This window comes from Flavobacterium cupreum (assembly GCF_003996965.1).
In the GTDB taxonomy this organism is placed as follows: domain Bacteria; phylum Bacteroidota; class Bacteroidia; order Flavobacteriales; family Flavobacteriaceae; genus Flavobacterium; species Flavobacterium cupreum.
Map to the genome: position 1 here is coordinate 40,426 of NZ_QWDM01000001.1, position 20,034 is coordinate 60,459.

A 20,034-nucleotide genomic window follows, 5' to 3' on the forward strand; every position below is an offset into this window, starting at 1 on the left:
AGGCAGTTTAAAATTTATTTACGAAAACCGTGTAGTTTCGATTTTGTTACATCAGGTTTAAAATTGATACCTGATTTGTATCAATTTTAAACCAATATCAATTGGAGGATTTGTATTCCTTTGGCGAAATTCCAAATTTATTCTTAAAAGCTGTAGAAAAATAGTTTGGGGAAGAGAATCCCAGTGAGTACGCAATTTCTGAAATATTCATGTTATTGGACTTTAAAAGCTCTGCTGCTTTCTCTAATTTTACATTATTAATATGGTCACTGATATTAATTCCTATGATTGCTTTTACCTTTCGATACAACTGAACTCTTGAAACCCCGACTTTATCGGCTAAATCCTCCACAGAGAATTTAGGATTTTCGACATTCATTTTAATAATATCATTCATTTTAGTAATAAACGACTGTTCCTGATTGCCAAATTTAGATTCCGGCTCAACACGATAAATGTTATTGGTATAATAATAGCGAAGCTTTTCTCTGTTGAAAAGCAGGCTGGAAACAGACTGTTGTAAAATCGAAAGACTAAAAGGTTTTGTCAGATATTGATCAACACCACTCTGTAAGCCTTTTAAAACCGATTCTTTATTGCTTTGGGCCGTCAGAATAATAATTGGAATATGTGACGAACGCAGGTCCTTTTTCAGTTCTTTGGTGATTTCATATCCGTCTTTATCAACCAGATTAATATCACAAATGATTATATCCGGAATGATTTCCATGGTTTTTTCAATAGCATCGCTTCCGTCTGAAGTATAAACGACGTATTCACCGGATAATTTGGCTTTTAAAAATGTAACTAAATCTATATTGTCTTCTATAACCAAAAGGGTATGCTTTTCTGATTCAGAGATTGCAATCCCCTGATTCACATCTGTTTCTATATCTAAATTATCCGATATCAGATTGGGAGTCATATTTAAATTTTCGGCGTTATTTACGATTTCCGAAGGCTGCAAATGACTGTTTCCTTTTAATAGCGTAATTACAAATTCAGTTCCTTGTTTCGATTTTAATTCGATTGTTCCCTGATGCAAAAGCACAAATTCTTTGGAGAGATGAAGTCCAATTCCTGAACTATTCTTATTATTATTGGAAGCTCTGAAAAAAGGATTAAATACATTCGACAATTCATTTTCAGGTATCCCGATTCCGGAATCTTTAAAACTAATTCTAACGGTGTTGTCCTGATTTTCCAGGATCGAAATGCTAATTTTACCATTATCAGGCGTAAATTTAAAAGCATTTGAAAGCAAATTGAAATATACTTTATCCATTAATCCCCTATCGATACATAATTCAAGGTTTTTATTTTTGCAAATAAGTTGAAAATCAATATTTCTGCGGGCTGCTTCCCCTTTAAAGTTGGTCATTACTTCGTTTGTAAAATCATAAATTTTTGTATTCGAAGCTCTTAAGGTAAATTTTTGTTCTTCAATTTTTCTAAAATCCAGCAATTGATTTATTAATCTGAGTAATCGGTTTGAATTTTTATGAATGAGTTTTACTTCGTCAATCAGTGCCGTCCCTTTAATTTTTTCATTTTCAATCAACGATTCTACATAACTCATAATCAATGTTATGGGTGTTTTGAATTCATGCGAAAGTCCGGTAAAAAAATTCAATTTTGCTTCGTTGCTTCTTTGGGCAATTTGGGCCATTTCCTGAATTTCATTATTCTGATCAATTACAGTCTGGTTGATTCTTTCGAGTTGTTTTTTCTTTCTCGAAATAGAAATAGTCGAATAAATACTGTAAATCGTCAAACTCAAAATAATCACTAAGAAAAAACTTAGCAGCCGAACCAGGTTATTCTGCGAAGCATATTCCCTTTCCTGCACTTTTATTGCTCCTTGCTGTGATTCGATAACAGCTTGTTGCTGATCTACTTTATCCATTTGATTTTCGATGATTTCAGCGTTATTTTGATCGATAACAATGGTATTGAGAATATTATTTTTTGGAATCGGTTCTTTATTATACATTTTCAGCGCCAGTTTTAAAGCTTCGTTTCCTCCGGTCGGATATAAAATAGTCCCGTCCAGAACACCGTTTTTTACCAATTCTATACCGCCGTTCACTGTATTCAGCCCGTCAACACCAATAAATTTTATTTTATTTTCTACCCCTAAGGTTTTAGCCGTTTCCCAGGCACTTAAAGCCATGCGGTCATTCTGTGAAAAGATATATTCAACGTTAGGGTTTTGTAAAAGAATTGTTTTTAAAGGTGTTTTAACCGATTCTCCTTCCCAGTCACCCTGAATTGTGTTTTCTATTTTGAAACGTTTGTTTTCACTTATTATCTGACTAAATCCCAGACTGCGCTCATACGCTGGTGATGAACCTTTTGCTCCGGTAATTTCAATAATTTTACCGGAGCCTTTGCTGTGCGAAATGATATATCGGGCTGCAATTCTTCCAATTTCAATATTATCAGCACCTAAATAAGCGGTATAATTTTCGCCTTCAATTTTGCGGTCCACCACAAGAACGGGAATTCCGGCTTTAATTGATTTTTCAACAACGGCAGTTAAAGGTTTAGATTGAATAGGAGAGACAATAATAACGTCAACTTTATTAGAAATGAATCTTTCAATGTCTTCAATCTGTTTAGCAATATTGTTATTGGCATCGCTGATTTTTAAATCCACTTCAGGTCGTAACGAAGCTTCAATTTTTATAGCGCTGTTCATTTGCTTGCGCCAGTCGTCGGTAGTCATGGCCTGAGAAAACCCGACTTTGATTTTATCTCCTTGTTTTTGTCTGCAGGAAGTTAAAATTAGGGATGCCAAAAAAAGAAGCAAAATGTATTTTACAAATTGATACATGAAATTTTGAGTTTTGTAAATAAAAATAAGCACTTTAAAATGCATTCTTTAATCAAGCTTGTCTAAATAATTAGGAAGGATTATTTTGTAGTGACAAGGAAGAAAGGTGTATAGTTTAAAAAGTAAAATTAAACTTTTATTTTATCTACACAAATGAGCAAATGATATATCTGATGTAAAATAGTTAAAATATCTAAATTCGTATAATCATTTAGAAATCAAATAATTTTTTCTATCAATCCCCGACCGTATATCAGATTTTAAAAAACCGACTGGAAAACACACAAAACACTTCTGAAAATCATAATATAAAGCACATTTTTATTCCTCGAAAAAAAATATTGAATTTCTCAATATCAATATGATACATGATGTTTTTTTTTTTTTGAAAAGTCGTCGCAATGCTACTATTTGAAAAAGAGCTGTAGTAAATTTACACTGTCTGATTTGAGTTCGAATCTGCACTATAGTTAATGCCGTTTCAGCGCAAAAACCAGGAATCCGGCACTATTGCTTCAATGCAGATTTCACTACCATCAGAAGGCTTTGTCAGGATAAGTCTGTTGCAGTGAAAACTGACAGAGCAAATTTGGAAAGTGACCGCCATTTTCCTGCCAGGATAATTGCATATCCAATAAAAACGCGTAAATTGGTTTGTAGATGACAGATTATAATTACGAATAGTAAAAAAACTAAATAGATTTGAGATAATCTTAAAAATAATATGATGATAAAGAACGGTAATATTTTAATAATAGAAGATGATGCTGATGACAAGGAGATTTTAGAAGATGTAATTGTATCTCTTGGCAACACTAACAAAATTGTATGGAAAATTAATGGACAAGAGGCACTTTCTTACCTATGTGAAAGTAATGAAAAAATATTGATTATTTTTTGCGACATGAACATGCCAATTATGAATGGACTTGAATTAAAACGCCTTATAGATGGCGACCCTGTCCTGAGAAAAAAAAGTATACCTTTCGTTTTTTATTCTACCGCGGCTACAGAAAGCGCGATTGAAGAGGCATACACAACACTTAGTATTCAAGGCTTTTTTAAAAAAGAAAATGACTACCAGAAGACAAGATCAATTGTTAATTATATACTGGAATACTGGAAAAACTGTATTCATCCTAATAGTTAACTTTTTAAACTGCTAAGTAACAGCAGGCAGCTCAAACCGAATTTCCTTTACTTAGTCGATGTTTTTGATCTTTGACTTTGGAAATTCATCTAAAATTTGTTGAGTAGATCGCTCTACATCCTTTGCGATTAAAGATGTTTCTAATAGATAATTATCAATAAATTCAAACACTGTCTGTTCGGTTTCATTCAATTTTTTAATTGGATCATGCTCAACGGAAGCTGCAAATGTGATTTCAAGATGAGCTTTCAAATCTTTTCCAAACTGTTCTAGCAACTTTTCCATATTCCACTAATTTTATCATATTTAAATAAAGTTGTTCCTGCAAGCTCTTTTAAAATGCAGCAATTTCCTGAAGTTTTACAATAGAAGTTCCCTGTGGCAGCTTCCAGGGTGCCTTGGCCAGCTTCATTGCAAGCACTTCGGTAGGCAGAGGTTTGTACTTGTTGAACAATCCGATGCTATTGAAAAAGCCCACGACTTTTACCAGTGTTTTTTCTCCCGCCCTGTCACTTCCTTCCCGCAAAAGAGGTCCCGGTCTGAATATGATGTACTGCCCAAAATCAAGCTCAGTAATTGCACTTTCTAATTCTGCTTTCATTCTGGAATAAAAAATTCTGCTTTTTGGCGACGCATCAGACGAAGAAACCAAAACTACTGAATTGACCCTGTTCTGCCGTGCAATTCTCGCAAAAGTAGCGGGAATTTCAAAATCAATCTGCCATTGTTTTTCCTGGGAGCCCGCTTCCTTTAAAGTGGTTCCCAAACAGGAAAAGAGAAAATCTCCGGTAATATATTCTTTATATTGATCCAGATTGGCAAAGTCAATAACATGTTCAGACAGTTTAGGGTGGGATCTACCTGTCGGACGCCGTACAAAAATAGTTACCGAAGTATAATCGTCATTCTGGATCAGCTCATTTAAGAGAAATTTTCCGGTGGAACCCGTAGCTCCTATTAGTAATGCTTTCATAGCTTTTATCTTTAGTAGTGAAATATAATTTGGCCCCATATCTGCATCAGGGCACTTCAGAATAATAAATCGGTGAACAGGTCGTACGATTTATCCTTGCCTTGCTATGGAATGTACAATTTTATCACTGATTTCCTGCGCATCGGACTGTATAATTATTTCAGATCAAATGGTGTGAATTCCTTTTATTTTTTGACAGGTTTAAATACAGCCTGTTGCAGTGAGAATTTTTTCGATGGTACATTATTACCTTCGGCAAGTTCGCTAAAATTTGCATTCATAATCCAGGTTTCATTGCCGGAAATAGCTGCAGTTGACGGAAAGGCAAAACGATCCTCCACTGAAGTGGATTCTGCTGCCTGCGCCGTCGTCCAGTTATCAGAACTTGTTATCTTAAAAATTTTGTTTACTCCTCCATTTTGTACCAGCGTTAATGTAGTATCATCATTTAAAAGCATACCGTCTGCACCGGGAAAAAACTGTTCCATTTTTACTTTTACACCCGCACCAGGATTCGCAATTGGCAATTTTAGCAGTGCTCCTGTTCCATTGTTGGCGACCAACAGAAAACCTCCCGGATGAAAAACAATTCCGTTAGGACCTACCCCGGCTGTTTTTAAAAGTTCATTTTTACTGAACACTGAGGGCGTTCCTTTAGAATCCACTTTGTATAGGGCATCTGCGTAACTGTCTGTAATATAAGCACTGCCTTCTTTGTCGAAAGCCAGGTCATTGGGAAAATGCTCACCGGGAATTAGTCCGGCCAGATCAATATCATTTAATTTTTTACCGCTTTTCAAATCAATGATAAGAAGTCTTGCCATTTTCTTTTTGGTATCAGGTGTGCTGAATTTGCTGTAATTGGCATCGCCGGCACAGACAAACAGTCTTTTTCCATCGGGATGCACTTTAAGACCGTAGGTCGATTTTAGCGTTTTATCGGCATATAATTCCGAATACTTTCCCTCTTTGGTAACTTTTCCAACAGTACCCAGGCGTGCTGAGGATACATAAAATACATTGGAAGCCTTATCAAAAGTTACTCCCTCGGGATAAGATTCCGGCGCTTCAAATTCAATACGTTTTGTCGGTTCCTGAGCCCAGGTTAATTGAGCCATTAGCAGGAATATAATATACTTTTTCATCTTTATTTTTGTTTAAGGGCGTAAATAATACCATTTGCATCATCAGATACATAAACCACATCCGAACCTATAGCCAGTCCCGCCGGCCTTCCGAATCGTTCATTACCGATAAGAAACCCTGTTAAGAAATCTTCGGATCCTGTAGGGTTACCTTTACTGTCAAACGTAATACGCTCTACTTTGTATCCGCTTGGATTCTGCCTGTTCCACGAGCCATGCCAGCATACCAGAGCATCTCCTTTATTTTTTCCGGTATCAAAAAAAGCAAAAGCAATGGGTGCGCTGTGTGCCGGAAATTCCAGTACCGAAGCCTGAGTCGGTTTTACCCATCCTTCCTTGGTATTGCCCACAGGATCTTCCCTGCTCTGATCGACTACTTTTTTGCCGTAAGCGAAAGGAAATCCGTAATTGCCTCCCATAACAATATTGTTTAACTCTTCAGGCGGCCAATCGTCTCCCTTAGTATCTCCTCCATTATCGACACCCCACATTTCCTTGGTCTGTGGCTGCCAGTCAAAGCCAATAGTATTGCGAAGGCCTGATGCATATAGAGTTCTTTTCCATGTTTGCGGCTCTACCTGCAGCATCGTAGCGGTTTCCTTATCACTTTCCTTGCAGTCGTTACAGACACTTCCTACTGAGATATATAATTTACCGTCAGGACCAAAATCCATCGTGCGGTTGGCATGCTGGCCTCCGCTTGGCAGATCGTTGATAAGCGTATCGGCAACTTTCCCCAAAGTACCATCCGCATTCAGCGCATATCGCAGTACTTTATTGTTGTTGCACAGGTACATAAAATCATCTTTGGATGTAATGCCATGAACCCCCGGAAAATCCGCTACACGGGTCATATCATCAAACTTGCCGTCGTTATTGGTATCGGTGAGCATCAGCACATCACCTGCATCGCGTCTAGTTACGTACAGTTGCCCTTTCTTGCCGATATACAGCATTCTGGGTTTTCCCAATCCTGTAGCTACAGGGGTTACCTGCCAGTCTTTGGCGGTTTTTAAGCCTGATACCAGTGCCGAACTGTACTCCAGATGAGTTGGAAAGTTGGTAATGGACACTTTCTTAGTGTCTTCTTTGGGAGGAATGCCTTTTTGGCTGTACATCAGCAGGCCTGTTAAGAAAAGAAATGCCGTAAGCGGGTATTTAGTTTTCATATATCGTAAATTTTTAAATTAAGTTTTTTATATAAAAGTCTTTAAATAAGATTATTACTGCAGTTTTGTAAGTCAAAAATATTAATAAGGCACTTTAATAATTTACATGATATGCATGTAAATTTATAATATTAACAGTACGCTATTTCTTAATAGATTTCAACCCATCAACATACATCGACTCATCTCTGTGATATCGTTACTCTGTAAGCGTCAGCCATTTAAAAATTGAAATTATGTAAAACCACATAAGAACTATGTAAACCGATTTTGCAGTCACATTCTATTTTTGCTTTTGTAAGAATTATTTTTAATAACAGGAAACAAATTCATGAAGACGCTACTTTTAATTGTATACTTTGCTTTGGCCATTCCTGCTTATTCCCAGATACAGCAGTATTCGCCGAAGGTCATGTTAGCTTTAGAGACTTTTGCGTTTCTGAAAGGCCAGAGCGCCGCTCTTAAAAAAGTTGGGCTTCAATTTCCAACACTTAAAAATGATGTCATCGCCTTGGAAAAAAGTTCGAAAGTTATATTTGGACGTGCGGAGCGGAATATAGAATATTTTTTAAAAGATGAGCTAAATAAAGGAGAGTTCACTTTATTACAACAAAGAGTAGATTCTCTGTTGAATCTACAGTTAAAGCAACCGATCCAGAAAGAGGAGTACGCACGCAATTTTCTTGAAAAAGTAAGATCCGAATTACGACTAAGCAAAGGAAACGGTATTCAAAAAAGTATTATTTCATTCGCCTATCACGATGCACCGCATCAGGAAGTTAGCGACGGACATACAGTTCATTTCACAACAAAACAACATCCTAAAGCAGAAAAATCTGCTGTCTTACTTTCATTACCCAAAAGCTGGAGCGCTGAGGAAGGAGAAATGCCCGCAGTGGTACAGCAGTTTACCAGCCATGACGGAAAAGGGAGCGAGAAAATCCTACTACTGGTCCATGACCTGCCATCAGAAGACCATGACATTGTATTGAACGAAAAATCAATTATTGAAATGGTACCTCCTCAAAGCACCGTTATACGTACAGAAGCGCTGACTATTGACGGTTTGCCCGGGATGATGATTGAGGTTGAAGAAATATTACATTCCGCAGATACTAAGAGAAAAATACGCATGATGCAGTTTATGTTTGCCTACAACCAGCAATTATACTGCCTCCAGGGAAGTATCGGACCAGTTCACTTAAACCAGAATCTGGACCATCATATAAAAAAATATGAACCACTGTTCCGTCTTATTGCCGCCGGTACACAAATAGTTGACTAATAAAATTATATAGCAGCGTTAAACTTGTCCGTTTTAGCCATTTTAAAGGAGGCGGCTTAGTTCCTAAATTCCTTTTTAATTTGGATTTTGTGTGCTGTTTTTTTGCCGGAATTTGCACGAATGAATTTTCGAAAATATTTTGTGAGAAATAATTCCCGAGGGCTATTATTCGTGGTATGGTTCTGGTAAAAATTCAGAATTTTGACAGTTATAATACTCAAAACATTTATCTTTACTTACTGATAACAATTACTATGGTATTAGAAACTTACACTACAATATTTTACGTTGATGATGATGAGGATGACAGGCTTTTCTTTGAAGAAGTAACCCAGCAGATTGGGGAAAGCATTAGCCTTTTCGAACTCGGAGATCAGATGCTTTTCCAGCTTGAGAATCCGCCTCCGTATCCTTCTGTAATTTTTCTCGACCTCAATATGCCTGTAAAGGATGGGTTTGAAGTACTGCAGGAAATCAAAAGTACCTTCAACCTGAAAGATGTTCCCGTAATTATTTTATCCACCACCAGTAATCCCGAAACTGTGGAGCGATGTTTTAATCTCGGAGCTTCGTTATATGTAAAAAAATCAATGTCAATTGAAGAACTGAAAAAATCCCTTGAATATGTACTATCCATAGACTGGGAGCAACACGTACTTACGGAAAGTAATTTCGTATACAAAAGATAAACAAGCATTCTCTTAACGGTATGGCATGAACAGTAATTTACATTTTCTTTCCGCAGGCGGTGAAATGGGTCACCATATCAGAACCAAAGACTGGAGTCACACCCCTGTTGGTGATCCGTCCATATGGCCGCAGAGTCTGCGCACGGCACTGAGTATTATCCTGAATTCCAGGTTTCCAATGTTTCTTTTCTGGGGAAAAGATTTAGTATGCTTTTATAACGATGCCTACCGCCCTAGTTTGGGAAATGACGGAAAACATCCTTCTATTCTGGGCATGCCCGGAGCATCAGCCTGGCCTGAAATATGGGAATTTATCAAGCCCCTGATTGACGATGTGCTTCAAAAAAAAGAAGCTTCATGGCACGAAGACCAGCTGCTGCCTATTTTCAGGAATGGAAAAATGGAAGATGTCTACTGGACTTTCAGCTACAGTCCTGTGATTGACGAGACCGAAAATCCGGCAGGCGTCTTTGTAACCTGCTCCGAGACAACCGAAAAAGTAAGGCTCATTGATAACCTTAGTGAAAGCCATAAACAGCTAGAATTTGCCATTGAGGCGGCCGAGCTCGGTACTTATGATTATTCGCCTGCTACCGGAAAATTTACAGCAAACAACAGGCTTAAGGACTGGTTTGGCCTGCCTCATCAGGATGAAATCTATCTTCAGAATGCTATAGATGCCATAATGGACAGCGACCGTGAAAGAGTACAGGATGCTATTACAGAAGTACTCCGACCCGGTTCCGGCGGGAAATATGACCTGTACTATACCATTGTTCATCCCCTAACTTTCGATAAAAAAGTAGTACATGCTAAAGGCAAGGCGACCTTTGATGCGCAGGGTACTGCTTTAAGGCTTGACGGAACCCTTCAGGATATTTCCCGACAGGTTCATGACAGCAATGAAAAAGACAAAGCTCTAAACAAAGCCTCCCATGCCGCCCAGCATCTTAATCTTGCCCTGGAAGCCGGCGCGCTGGGGTCCTATGAGCTTGATATTGCTACAGGAACGATACAATGCTCACTGCAATGCAAAATTAATTTCGGAAGAAAACCCTGGGAATCTCTTTCCTATAATGAATTTCTGGACATGGTGCTGGACGAAGACCGTCCGGCAATGCGTGAAGCCTTTAATAACGCTGTTGCCAGCAAAACAGTATATGATGCCACGTATCGTATTAACACAAGTGAAGGTATCCGCTGGATACATGCTTCGGCAATGCCCGTGGTCGACAGAAATGGAAAGGTAACCGGAATGGCAGGTGTAACGGCCAATATTACGGAACTTAAAAACAGCCAGCTCAAAATTACTGCTGCCCTCGAGCAGACCGCCCTGAGCCGTGAGAAACTCAATATCGTCATAGAGGCCAGCGAACTTGGAACCTGGGAGCTGGATCTGAAAACAGGAGAAATTGAGACTTCTTCCCGCTTCTCGGAAATTTTTACAGGAACGATACAGCAGGATTTTACGCTTGCCAAAACCAGGCTGCAGATTCATCCGGAGGATATGGAGAAGCGCAACCAGGCACACAAGGAAGCAAGGGAAACCGGAAAACTCTACTTTACAGGCCGAATTATTTGGCCCGATTCCTCCATTCACTGGATCGAAAGTAAAGGAAAAGTATTTTATGACCGCGATGGCACCCCGGAACATATGATTGGGACCGTACAGGATATCACGGAAGAAAAACAGAAACAACAGATTCTTCACAAAAGTGAACAAAAGTTCAGACTACTGGCTGATTCAATGGCGCAGCATGTCTGGACGAGCGACAGTGAAGGAAACCTGAATTATTTTAACCAGTCGGTCTATGACTATTCAGGGCTGAGCTCTGAGCAGCTGGTTGCCGGAGGCTGGATTCAGATCGTGCATCCCGATGACAGACAGATCAATATAGAGGCCTGGACAAAAGCGGTAAGCGAAGGAACGGATTTTATACTCGAGCATCGTTTTCGAAATGCTGCTGGAGATTACAGGTGGCAGCTGAGCCGGGCGATCCCCCAGCGGGATGCCGAAGGAAAAATCCAGATGTGGGTGGGAACCAGCACTGATATACAGGAACAGCGTTCCTTTACCGATGAACTGGAACTGCGCGTGCAGGAAAGAACCCTGCAAATGCAGCAAAAAAATGTGGAACTCGAAAGAATGAACAGGTAACTGCAGACCTTCGCCTACATATCAAGCCACGATTTGCAGGAACCGCTGCGAAAAATACAGACTTTTTCCGATCTTATTATAAAAGGCGAAGCGGCCAATCTCTCTTCAAAGGGGCTTAATTATTTTGAAAGAATGCGCAAATCAGCCGAAAGGATGCAGAATCTTATTGATGACCTGCTGGCGTATTCCCGAACAAGCAGCCCTGATAAAACCCTGGAATGCATCTCTCTGGAGCAGCTCATGCAGGAAATAAAAGAAGAAATAGCAGAGGAGCTTTTACAGCAAGATGCCCGTGTAGAGATTCTCCACTCCGAAAATTTGTCCATTATTAATTATCAGTTCCGACAGCTGCTGTATAATCTGATATCCAATTCCCTGAAATTCAAAAAAGCCGACACGCCTCCTGTCATTACCATATCAGCCTCGCTTTTCAACGGGCGCATAGCTGGAATGAATCCGGAGCTCCGCTATCAGGCCTTGTCTTTTGAAGATAACGGCATTGGATTTGATCAAAAACATGCCGGAAAAATTTTCGAAGTTTTTCAGCGGCTGCATACAAAAGACACCTATGAAGGTACCGGAATAGGCCTTTCGATCGTAAAAAAAATTGTGGATAATCACGAAGGCCTTATTACAGCAGAAAGTACACCGGGTCTTGGTGCCAAATTTACAATTTATCTGCCGGTAAGACCTTAAATTGTTCAACAGCTTATTCCAGTCCGCCCATGCTATTCAGAATATGTAATGATGCAGCTTCGCAAAAATCCAATCCGGAATAATCGGGATTGTAACCGCCAATATACGGAACTGCCATAATGTACAGGTTTTCGTTGTAAGCTCCGTACTGGTCAATAATTTGAAAATTATCATTGATGGCAATTCCCGATACGCTTAAAAAGTAACTGCCTTCGCCGTCTTTCTCTATAGCACTATTGCCTTGCGAAAAAGCCAGATGACCTACTTCGTTTGACTTAAACCTGATCCTGGCAGGGCTAACTGATTTTTGCGAGAGCAGGCTTTTAAAAGGGAAATCTGTATAAGACAGATGCGGCTGGCCCACACAGTCCACAAAGGTTTCATAATAAACCGACATGGGATTCTGATCCTGATCAGAAAAGTGGTATACAATTCCTCCCTCGGTCTGAGGTTCTACGTTACTGTCATCCCCGACAGGAATAATATCCAGAACACCTGCATGATGCAGCGCCAATAACTCGGTGCATGATTTTTGCGGAACGAAAGCGATGACAATTGAAATTAAAGGCATCAGTACTTTCTGAAGGCGCTGCATGTCTTCCGCCGAAAGATACTTGGCAGGATGATTCATGGCAAAACTCAATACGGCCAGCATTTCTTTCCAATACACCGATTGCTCTCTTTTTATCGATTTCTCCGCCTGAATGTATTCGGCTTTTAAAAGCTGAAATGGTTCCAGACGTTCGCGAAGCTCCATCATTTCCGTTACAAAATCTTCAATACTGAGGTCCTTAATCCGATCATAAAAATTGGGATCTTTATCTCTGAAAGTCTCTTTGAAATTCTTTTGAAACACAAAGTCTAAGGACAAAAATCCGTCGTTATTTTTCCTGTGGATTCCAATTTCCTCTTCGGTCAGAAGCGAACTGTTTTTAAGATGAGAGTCCTCTAAATGAAACCTAACCGCCGGCAGCATGCCGCTTCTGGAATGCATAATGATTTTAAAATCCGGGCTTTCTGAGTGGTTTTGAAAACTTATATTTCCATTTTCATCTTTCAGAAATGTTCCGTTTTCTCTGGCAAGAGTCCGTATGGCATCAATGGCAGTCAAAGATGAGCCTTTTATCGCTACCGTGTGATTAAGCTTCAGCAAAAGTTTGGACGGCGGATAGGGAGCATCATAATATCCTTTAACTTTTCCTTCGAATCGAACCGGCCAGTTATGTCCGGTACAAATGACTACATAGTCAAATTTATCCCTGGCAGTACTGGTTTCTACCCAAACCTCTTTGCCTTCTTCATTGTAACTAATATCCACCACATTGCTTTGGTAATGAATTCGGGTTGTTATTCCGGCTTCATCTGCTTTTTGCTCTAATAGTTTAAACTGGTCGGCAAGGTAATAGCCAAAAAGTAATCTTGGCAGTACTTTATACTCCGTAAAATTAGCAGTATCAATTTTAAATCTTTCCAGAATAGTTGCGGGTACGGTTAGAATCCATTCTGAAACTGAAGTGACAATTCCGGGTGTTTCATTATCTGATATATTGGTGACATGCTCATCGTTCGCTCCTTCCTGACTGTAGGGCATTCCTGCACCGAGGGTACTTTTTCGTTCATAAATATCAATTTCAAAATTAGTTTTGCCGGATTCTACCAATCTTTTATACATAAACAGTCCGCTTGGTCCTCCCCCTAAAATTGCAATTCGTTTTTTAATTACTTCCGTTTTCATTTTCGTTCCGTTATTATTTTAATTAAAGTTTTTTATGTTTAACCTTTTATCTAAAGCCATTTTTTTCTTTTAAACCAAAGAAAAATTATTAGAGAAACTACAACCATTACAAGCAAAGTAATGGGATATGCCCAGTAATAGTTTAGTTCCGGCATAAATTTGAAATTCATTCCATATATTCCTGCTATAAAAGTCAGCGGCATAAAGAAAACCGAAAATATAGTTAGTACTTTCATCACGTCGTTTGTTTTTCTGGCTGACAAGGAAAGATAAATATTCAGTAATTCTTTGGCATCTTCCTGAACCTGATCATTGAGCATCAAAAGTTTGGTATGAAGATCGTGAACATCACGAAGTGCCGGGGCTTCTTCTCCCTCGGCGCGAATTGAATTTACAATCTCGTTACTGAGCAACAGCAGTTTTTTATATAATCCTGCCCTGTTTTTGAGGTAATAAATAGCCTCAATCATACCGTCGGGGATATTTTTCTTCAAAAACAATTTAGATTCGTAACCATCTATTTCATTAGATAAATCAATGGCAGGCTGTTCAAAAGAATGTAATGCATCGCGAACAATATGAATTACAATGCCTGTAGTTGTTTTAACTTTAGCTGTATCCACGTAATTTTCTTTGATAGCAGCAATTAGCGGCTGTGTTGTGCGATGTACCGTGATAATAAAGGATTCATTATAAAAAATCGCAATTTTACAGCTAAGACTCTGAACGGTCTGTAATTTTTCCCTGTTCTCATTGACCACCCTGATGATTAGAAAATGCGTATCATTATGTTCTTCAAATTTGGGAAGATGATCCGGATCAAGACAATCCAGCAGCGCATAAGAATTCAGGTTATACTTTTCACTGATACCGGAGAGTTCCTCGCTTGTGGGGTCAACAGCATCAATCCAGGTAATATCGGTATCTTTTATCGTACAATTAGAAACAGGCATGTTGATTTTTTTAGTTTTTTTCTTTCTTCATAAATAGCTACCGAATTCCGTACAGCATCGCGTTACAATTCCAGAGCTTTATTTGTTAAACCAGGCCATGCTTTTTGCAGCAGCTGTTTTAGAAAAATTATAAAATAAATTTACTTCTACACACCTGAATATATTTACATAAAACCTGCAAACTCTTTCAAAATTATAAGTCGTGCATTTCAAGAAGAGCTGAAGAATATTTTGTTTAAACTATAGAAAATTCAATGGATCTCCTTTTTTTCAACAACTATACGGCACCGGAATAAGGATCATTTACAATAGAGGACTTTTGAACAAAGTATATTCGGACGTTTAAACAAAGTAACTATGCGTTTTACGATCTAATTTTGTCTCAGTAAAACATTTAAAATTTAAAAAAATGGAACAGAATAATTATCAGGGAAAGCTACAAAAAGCGACAGGTTCAGGATTTGATTCCAGATCAACATCAGGTGACGTTATAAACGGAATTGATCTTACGGGAAAAATTGCCATTGTAACCGGAGGAAATACAGGCATAGGTCTGGAAACCGTTAAAACAATTGCGGGAGCCGGTGCAACAGTCCTTGTACCAGCCAGGGATATAGAAAAAGCAAAAAGAAATCTGGACGGGATTGCAAATGTAATAATAGAAAAAATGGATTTAATGAACCCCGATTCTATTGATGCTTTTGCCGAAAAGTTTTTAGATTCAGGCAGGCCGCTGCATTTACTGATCAATAACGCCGGGATTATGTGGGTGCCGTTACGCAGAGATCACCGAGGCTACGAATCGCAGTTAGCAACCAATTATCTGGCGTTGTTTCAGCTCACGGCAACGTTATGGAAGGCTTTAAAAAAGGCGGATGGCGCAAGGGTGGTAAATGTATCTTCTGGCGGTCACCAATTTTCAGATTTCGATTTTCAGGATCCTAATTTCCTAAATCGGGAGTATGAAACGTTACAGGGATACGGACAGTCAAAAACAGCCGTTAATCTTTTTTCACTCGAATTGGATATCCGGGCAAAAGCTTATAATGTAAGAAGCTATGCACTATGTCCGGGTGCAGTTGGGGAAACAGAATTAGGAAGAGAAGCACCGGTTGATTTGCTTCAGAAACTGGGTTACACTGATGCTGAAGGAAATATATTGCCGGAAGTTGCCGCGGCATTAAAAACTATTCCACAAGGCGCCGCGACAACAGTCTGGGCAGCCACAAGTAAATTGCTCAATGGAATTGGCGGGGTTTATTGTGAAAATGCAGATATAGCATCCTTAAATGAAGATACAGGAATCATTGGCGGTATCAAACCTTACTCGTTAGATGAAATAAATGCGAAAAAATTATGGAAATTAAGTGAGGAGATGACAGGAATCACCTTTGATTTTAGTTAATAGTTGTATCTTTATACCACACAGGCAATCATGGATTATCAGGTACATTACATAAACCCGGACATTAAACTTTCCAATTACACCGGTAAGTTATTTAAAACGGAAGCGGCATTTAATGATCATTTGCTGGTGTGGTTAATTTCGGGTGAAACCAAAATAATCCAGGCAGACGAAAGTTTTGTATTTGGCGCCGGAAGTACTTTCTTAATTCCAAGAAATCAACTGGCTACCATCATTAATGTTCCAAAAGACGGATTGCCGCATAAGGCAGTTGCTATGCACCTTTCTACGAAAAGACTTCGGGAATTTTATGATCGTGAGAACGCAAAGCTAAAAACCGCCACACCAAAAATTTTCAGTTTCCATAATCATCCTTTACTCGAAAGCTGCTTCGCGTCGCTGGTTCCGTACTTTGAAATGCAGGAAAATTTTCCGGAAAATATCGCTTCATTAAAAATCAATGAAGCGATTTCAATTCTCAGAACAATTGATAAAAATATCGACTCTGTACTAGCCAACTTTGAAGAACCCGACAAGATTGATTTAATCACTTTTATGGAGAAGAACTTTATGTTTAATATGCCCCTGGAAAAGTTTGGATATTTGACAGGCCGAAGTCTCACCACTTTTAAGCGGGATTTTCATAAGATTTTCAACAGTACACCACAACGCTGGCTGACCAGAAAAAGATTAGAATTAGCACATTACCAGCTTACCGAAAAAAATAAAAAGCCTGTTGAAATTTATTATGAAACCGGATTTGAGAATTTATCGCATTTTTCCTTTGCGTTCAAAAAACAATTTGGTTACTCCCCGACTCAACTGCAGAGAATAAAAACAAACTCTTAAAGAGTTTTCTTTCAAGTATTAAAACCATAATACACGCTATGGAAAATGCTTAAGCTACAGTACAGGAATCAGCTAAAGGATTGAAAAAAAGTTATGCTTTAAAAAAAAACAACAATCAAAGTAACTGCGTATCAAAATAATAGCTACTTTTAATATCCCCATCTTTATCAAATTGTTATCATTCATTCACCGCCCAATCAGAAGAAAAATGAAAGGACTCCTCAATGCAGCGATCACAAAAGTTAGAGAGCGATTCTCACAATCCGCCAAAAATCCGTCGGTAGCCCATCTGGAAAAAGCCAAAATGCTTTTCAAAAGCAACAGGCTTCAGGAGGCATTGACGCATTTCGACCAGGCCATACTTGCGGGGTTTGAATATGGCGTTTACGAACTTCGGGGCCGCTGTCTTCAAAAACTGGACTATCATTACAAGGCCATTGATGACTTTGACAAAGCGATTGAAAGTGACCCCCTGCAATTCTCCATGTACTATGCCAGAGCAGTGTCCAAAAAAGCCATTCTCGATTTTACCGGACATCTCGAGGACCTTCACAATGCTATTTATTATTACAAGAAAGAGCCAATCGAAGATCAAATCATGCTTGATCATTTCAGGACCGATGTACTGAGCGCCCAGATCAGTATCGAAACCCTGGACTCCGGTGGAAGCAGTACTGCGAAGGTACGCTCTTTTGAAATCAAAAACCTCATTAAGGATTCCCTGCATTTGATACAGAAAGTAAGGCTGAAAAGCAAAATAGTACAATAACCTGTTTTTTACCTTAAACTACTTCTCTTCTTGCTATACCTACAAAAACAGGTAGTTTTACGCTAAAATCAGATACTGAAAATCCTTAGATTAAAGGGCGATAAGAATTTCTTAAATGCTATTCTACTGGTTTTGAAACTGAAACTCAAAAGTTCCTATCCGTTTAGCTACAAGCCACCGATCGTCTGCGCGAATATAATCGTCCTCATAAATTGCTCCGATGGTCGTTCTTGTTTTTTGTCCTTTCTCACTGCTGATTAATGTGATCAGACAGTAACATGTTCCGCTAGCCTTATCACCGTCTATGGTAAAAACCTGCTGTCCGTTAAAATGATATACAGTCTCGATTGCACTGAGATATTCTGCAAAGGCAGCTGCCATTACTTTTCGTCCTTCCAGTTTTAAAATTGTTTTGCCATGAGCCCTAGTTTCTGATACTGCATTCTCTGAAAACAATTTCACTTGCTTATTAAAATCTTTTTTGTCTCCAAGAATAGAAATTGTATCTACAAGTTCTTTAAGCAAAATCCTGTCCTCTACTTCTTTAGTATTCATAATTTATATTTTTTGAAGGATTCCCAATCCCATGTGTTTTAGTGAATAATGATTGGATATTACGCTGAAATAAAGGCTGTCTGCAAGTAGAGACAGCCTTTTGTTTTATAAAAGATCCGTATCAGGCAACCGTCAGCACAATCTTTCCCTGAATATGTCCTTCTGCTGCTCTTTCATGAGCTTTACGGGCATCAGAAAGCGGAAATGTACTATCGATAACAACGCGAATAATTCCCTGGTCCATTATAGCTGCGATTTGCTTCAGCTGCGCACCATTGGAGCGTACCTGGGTGGCAGAAACTGTTACTCCCAGTTTTTCAGCCTCTTCCCCATCAGAGAATCCCAGAGGAAAAATTGGAAACAATGCCCCGCCGCGCTTCAGTGTTCGTAAAAAACGACTACTTTTTGGGCCACCTACCGAATCGATGACAAGATCTATATTGTTTACACTATCCTCTGCCGCAGCTTTTGTATAATCTATAAACTCATCAGCACCCAGCTCGAATAATAATGCCTCTTGTTTTCCGGATGCTACCGCGATAACTTTTGCCCCTTTCCATTTAGCGAGCTGAACAGCAAAGTGACCAACTCCGCCTCCGGCTCCATTTACCAGCACCGTCTTACCTTCAAGAGGAACGGGTTCGTGTCTGTTTGGCTGCAATGGATTTTGTTCGTCGTGTCCCAGTGCTATCATAAACTGCCATGCGGTAAGAAGCGACATAGGTACAGCAGCTGCATGTACGTGATCTATGTTTTTCGGTTTTAGCGCAAGCTCGGAAATGGCTACGTTTACATATTCGGCGTACGCCTGACTTGGTCCGTAACTTGGAAAACGAACCATAGCATACACTTCGTCACCTATGGCGAATTCCTTTACATCATTGGCAACTGCCTCTATCACGCCCGAAATATCTGTACCTAAAATTATAGGAAACGGGACTTTTGGCTGCCATTCAGGCGGCAACATCTTATATCCGTCGCGCAAATACCAATCCGGTGGATTAAGTCCTATCGCATGAACCTTTACCCTCACCTCGCCGTTTTTTAATTCCGGAATAGGAGCATCTTCGTAAATCAGGACCTCAGGTCCTCCAAACTCATGCTGGCGAATGGCTTTCATTACTTTACTGTTTTGATTATTATCTTTTTTATTCTTTAAGGTTTCCATTTTTATTTATGTTATTAATGAGCTACAAAAGTAATTTAACTGTATCTTTGCCGCAAGTATGTACTAATTAGTATGTTATATACCAAAAAGAATGTATTACTGATAATCAAACACTTATAAGTAATTAAAAATGAAAAATAAGATAATAAATCCTGAAGCTGAACAAAGGTGTGGTGTCGATTACGCATTTAAACGCATTGGCGGCAAATATAAAGGACGAATTTTATGGCATCTGCATTCAAAAAAGGTATTGCGCTATGGTGAGCTGAGCAGAACTTTACCGGATATCACTACTAAAATGCTGACTCAGACACTGCGGGAACTGGAAGAAGACAAATTGATAACCAGAGAAGTGTATCATGTAGTGCCTCCAAAAGTGGAATATTCGTTAAGCAGCACAGGCCTGGAATTGATACCCTTTATAAAGCACTTGCACAATTGGGGTAATCAGCAATTGGAAAAGGAAAACCTTGAATGTCAACCCTGACCTTAGAAATCT

Annotated in this window: 18 protein-coding genes; 9 read left to right on the forward strand and 9 right to left on the reverse strand. The window is 39.0% G+C overall.

What is annotated here, in order from left to right:
* Positions 1-97 precede the first annotated feature (97 nt).
* On the reverse strand, positions 98-2,836 hold the full coding sequence (locus D0817_RS00175) for a substrate-binding domain-containing protein (RefSeq protein WP_127336375.1): 2,739 nt from the start codon (positions 2,834-2,836) through the stop codon (positions 98-100).
* A 724-nt stretch (positions 2,837-3,560) separates the two neighbouring features.
* Between D0817_RS00175 and D0817_RS00180 the strand changes: the two genes are divergently transcribed.
* Positions 3,561-3,986 carry a response regulator gene (locus D0817_RS00180; RefSeq protein ID WP_127336376.1) on the forward strand — a complete coding sequence of 142 codons (426 nt, stop codon included), beginning with the start codon at positions 3,561-3,563 and terminating at the stop codon, positions 3,984-3,986.
* 51 nt (positions 3,987-4,037) lie between these two features.
* Here D0817_RS00180 and D0817_RS00185 read toward each other — a convergent pair whose 3' ends face one another.
* The 4 genes from D0817_RS00185 to D0817_RS00200 all read right to left on the reverse strand — a co-directional run bounded on the left by D0817_RS00185 (position 4,038) and on the right by D0817_RS00200 (position 7,273).
* A complete protein-coding gene (locus D0817_RS00185; RefSeq protein WP_127336377.1) occupies positions 4,038-4,271 on the reverse strand; it encodes a hypothetical protein in 234 nt (77 codons plus the stop codon).
* A gap of 49 nt (positions 4,272-4,320) precedes the next feature.
* Positions 4,321-4,959 (reverse strand): NAD(P)H-binding protein, encoded by a 639-nt coding sequence (locus D0817_RS00190; protein ID WP_127336378.1) that lies wholly within the window; start codon positions 4,957-4,959, stop codon positions 4,321-4,323.
* 185 nt (positions 4,960-5,144) lie between these two features.
* Positions 5,145-6,104, reverse strand: a complete 960-nt coding sequence (locus tag D0817_RS00195) for a gluconolaconase (RefSeq protein ID WP_127336379.1) — start codon at positions 6,102-6,104, stop codon at positions 5,145-5,147.
* A 2-nt stretch (positions 6,105-6,106) separates the two neighbouring features.
* Positions 6,107-7,273 carry a PQQ-dependent sugar dehydrogenase gene (locus tag D0817_RS00200; RefSeq protein ID WP_127336380.1) on the reverse strand — a complete coding sequence of 389 codons (1,167 nt, stop codon included), beginning with the start codon at positions 7,271-7,273 and terminating at the stop codon, positions 6,107-6,109.
* A 331-nt stretch (positions 7,274-7,604) separates the two neighbouring features.
* Here D0817_RS00200 and D0817_RS00205 point away from each other — a divergent pair, with 331 nt between their 5' ends.
* The 4 genes from D0817_RS00205 (at position 7,605) to D0817_RS00220 (ending at position 12,101) form a co-directional block, all read left to right on the forward strand.
* The gene (locus tag D0817_RS00205; RefSeq protein WP_127336381.1) at positions 7,605-8,558 is read left to right on the forward strand and encodes a hypothetical protein; all 954 of its coding nucleotides are present in this window, start codon (positions 7,605-7,607) and stop codon (positions 8,556-8,558) included.
* 254 nt (positions 8,559-8,812) lie between these two features.
* On the forward strand, positions 8,813-9,247 hold the full coding sequence (locus D0817_RS00210; RefSeq protein WP_161568399.1) for a response regulator: 435 nt from the start codon (positions 8,813-8,815) through the stop codon (positions 9,245-9,247).
* Between the two features lie 25 nt (positions 9,248-9,272).
* On the forward strand, positions 9,273-11,405 hold the full coding sequence (locus D0817_RS00215; protein ID WP_127336383.1) for a PAS domain-containing protein: 2,133 nt from the start codon (positions 9,273-9,275) through the stop codon (positions 11,403-11,405).
* Positions 11,406-11,423: 18 nt separating this feature from the next.
* Positions 11,424-12,101 carry a sensor histidine kinase gene (locus tag D0817_RS00220; RefSeq protein ID WP_262708207.1) on the forward strand — a complete coding sequence of 226 codons (678 nt, stop codon included), beginning with the start codon at positions 11,424-11,426 and terminating at the stop codon, positions 12,099-12,101.
* Between the two features lie 13 nt (positions 12,102-12,114).
* Here the strand turns inward: D0817_RS00220 and D0817_RS00225 are convergent, their stop codons facing one another.
* On the reverse strand, positions 12,115-13,836 hold the full coding sequence (locus tag D0817_RS00225; protein ID WP_127336384.1) for an FAD/NAD(P)-binding protein: 1,722 nt from the start codon (positions 13,834-13,836) through the stop codon (positions 12,115-12,117).
* A gap of 50 nt (positions 13,837-13,886) precedes the next feature.
* Positions 13,887-14,789, reverse strand: coding sequence for a magnesium transporter CorA family protein (locus tag D0817_RS00230; RefSeq protein WP_127336385.1), 903 nt, complete (start codon positions 14,787-14,789; stop codon positions 13,887-13,889).
* Positions 14,790-15,198: 409 nt separating this feature from the next.
* Here D0817_RS00230 and D0817_RS00235 point away from each other — a divergent pair, with 409 nt between their 5' ends.
* The 3 genes from D0817_RS00235 to D0817_RS00245 all read left to right on the forward strand — a co-directional run bounded on the left by D0817_RS00235 (position 15,199) and on the right by D0817_RS00245 (position 17,812).
* Entirely contained in the window at positions 15,199-16,194 is a 996-nt protein-coding gene (locus tag D0817_RS00235) for an SDR family NAD(P)-dependent oxidoreductase (protein WP_127336386.1), read from the forward strand.
* Between the two features lie 30 nt (positions 16,195-16,224).
* On the forward strand, positions 16,225-17,043 hold the full coding sequence (locus tag D0817_RS00240) for a helix-turn-helix domain-containing protein (RefSeq protein WP_127336387.1): 819 nt from the start codon (positions 16,225-16,227) through the stop codon (positions 17,041-17,043).
* Positions 17,044-17,251: 208 nt separating this feature from the next.
* Positions 17,252-17,812: a tetratricopeptide repeat protein gene (locus tag D0817_RS00245; RefSeq protein ID WP_127336388.1), complete on the forward strand. Its 561-nt coding sequence runs from the start codon at positions 17,252-17,254 to the stop codon at positions 17,810-17,812.
* 123 nt (positions 17,813-17,935) lie between these two features.
* On the opposite strand, the gene D0817_RS00250 is transcribed toward D0817_RS00245, so the two are convergent.
* Both D0817_RS00250 and D0817_RS00255 read right to left on the reverse strand, forming a co-directional pair.
* Entirely contained in the window at positions 17,936-18,367 is a 432-nt protein-coding gene (locus tag D0817_RS00250) for a nuclear transport factor 2 family protein (protein WP_127336389.1), read from the reverse strand.
* A gap of 121 nt (positions 18,368-18,488) precedes the next feature.
* A complete protein-coding gene (locus D0817_RS00255; RefSeq protein ID WP_202866460.1) occupies positions 18,489-19,535 on the reverse strand; it encodes an NADP-dependent oxidoreductase in 1,047 nt (348 codons plus the stop codon).
* Positions 19,536-19,665: 130 nt separating this feature from the next.
* Here D0817_RS00255 and D0817_RS00260 point away from each other — a divergent pair, with 130 nt between their 5' ends.
* Positions 19,666-20,022 carry a winged helix-turn-helix transcriptional regulator gene (locus tag D0817_RS00260; RefSeq protein WP_127336390.1) on the forward strand — a complete coding sequence of 119 codons (357 nt, stop codon included), beginning with the start codon at positions 19,666-19,668 and terminating at the stop codon, positions 20,020-20,022.
* The last annotated feature ends 12 nt before the right edge of the window (positions 20,023-20,034 follow it).

Coding starts and splice junctions, on each gene's coding strand:
- D0817_RS00175 (WP_127336375.1), bottom strand. CDS start 2,836: ATGTATCAATTTGTAAAATACATTTTGCTTCTTTTTTTGGCATCCCTA.
- D0817_RS00185 (WP_127336377.1), bottom strand. CDS start 4,271: ATGGAAAAGTTGCTAGAACAGTTTGGAAAAGATTTGAAAGCTCATCTT.
- D0817_RS00255 (WP_202866460.1), bottom strand. CDS start 19,535: ATGGAAACCTTAAAGAATAAAAAAGATAATAATCAAAACAGTAAAGTA.
- D0817_RS00260 (WP_127336390.1), top strand. CDS start 19,666: ATGAAAAATAAGATAATAAATCCTGAAGCTGAACAAAGGTGTGGTGTC.
- D0817_RS00245 (WP_127336388.1), top strand. CDS start 17,252: ATGAAAGGACTCCTCAATGCAGCGATCACAAAAGTTAGAGAGCGATTC.
- D0817_RS00225 (WP_127336384.1), bottom strand. CDS start 13,836: ATGAAAACGGAAGTAATTAAAAAACGAATTGCAATTTTAGGGGGAGGA.
- D0817_RS00180 (WP_127336376.1), top strand. CDS start 3,561: ATGATGATAAAGAACGGTAATATTTTAATAATAGAAGATGATGCTGAT.
- D0817_RS00250 (WP_127336389.1), bottom strand. CDS start 18,367: ATGAATACTAAAGAAGTAGAGGACAGGATTTTGCTTAAAGAACTTGTA.
- D0817_RS00230 (WP_127336385.1), bottom strand. CDS start 14,789: ATGCCTGTTTCTAATTGTACGATAAAAGATACCGATATTACCTGGATT.
- D0817_RS00200 (WP_127336380.1), bottom strand. CDS start 7,273: ATGAAAACTAAATACCCGCTTACGGCATTTCTTTTCTTAACAGGCCTG.
- D0817_RS00210 (WP_161568399.1), top strand. CDS start 8,813: ATGGTATTAGAAACTTACACTACAATATTTTACGTTGATGATGATGAG.
- D0817_RS00215 (WP_127336383.1), top strand. CDS start 9,273: ATGAACAGTAATTTACATTTTCTTTCCGCAGGCGGTGAAATGGGTCAC.
- D0817_RS00235 (WP_127336386.1), top strand. CDS start 15,199: ATGGAACAGAATAATTATCAGGGAAAGCTACAAAAAGCGACAGGTTCA.
- D0817_RS00195 (WP_127336379.1), bottom strand. CDS start 6,104: ATGAAAAAGTATATTATATTCCTGCTAATGGCTCAATTAACCTGGGCT.
- D0817_RS00240 (WP_127336387.1), top strand. CDS start 16,225: ATGGATTATCAGGTACATTACATAAACCCGGACATTAAACTTTCCAAT.
- D0817_RS00190 (WP_127336378.1), bottom strand. CDS start 4,959: ATGAAAGCATTACTAATAGGAGCTACGGGTTCCACCGGAAAATTTCTC.
- D0817_RS00205 (WP_127336381.1), top strand. CDS start 7,605: ATGAAGACGCTACTTTTAATTGTATACTTTGCTTTGGCCATTCCTGCT.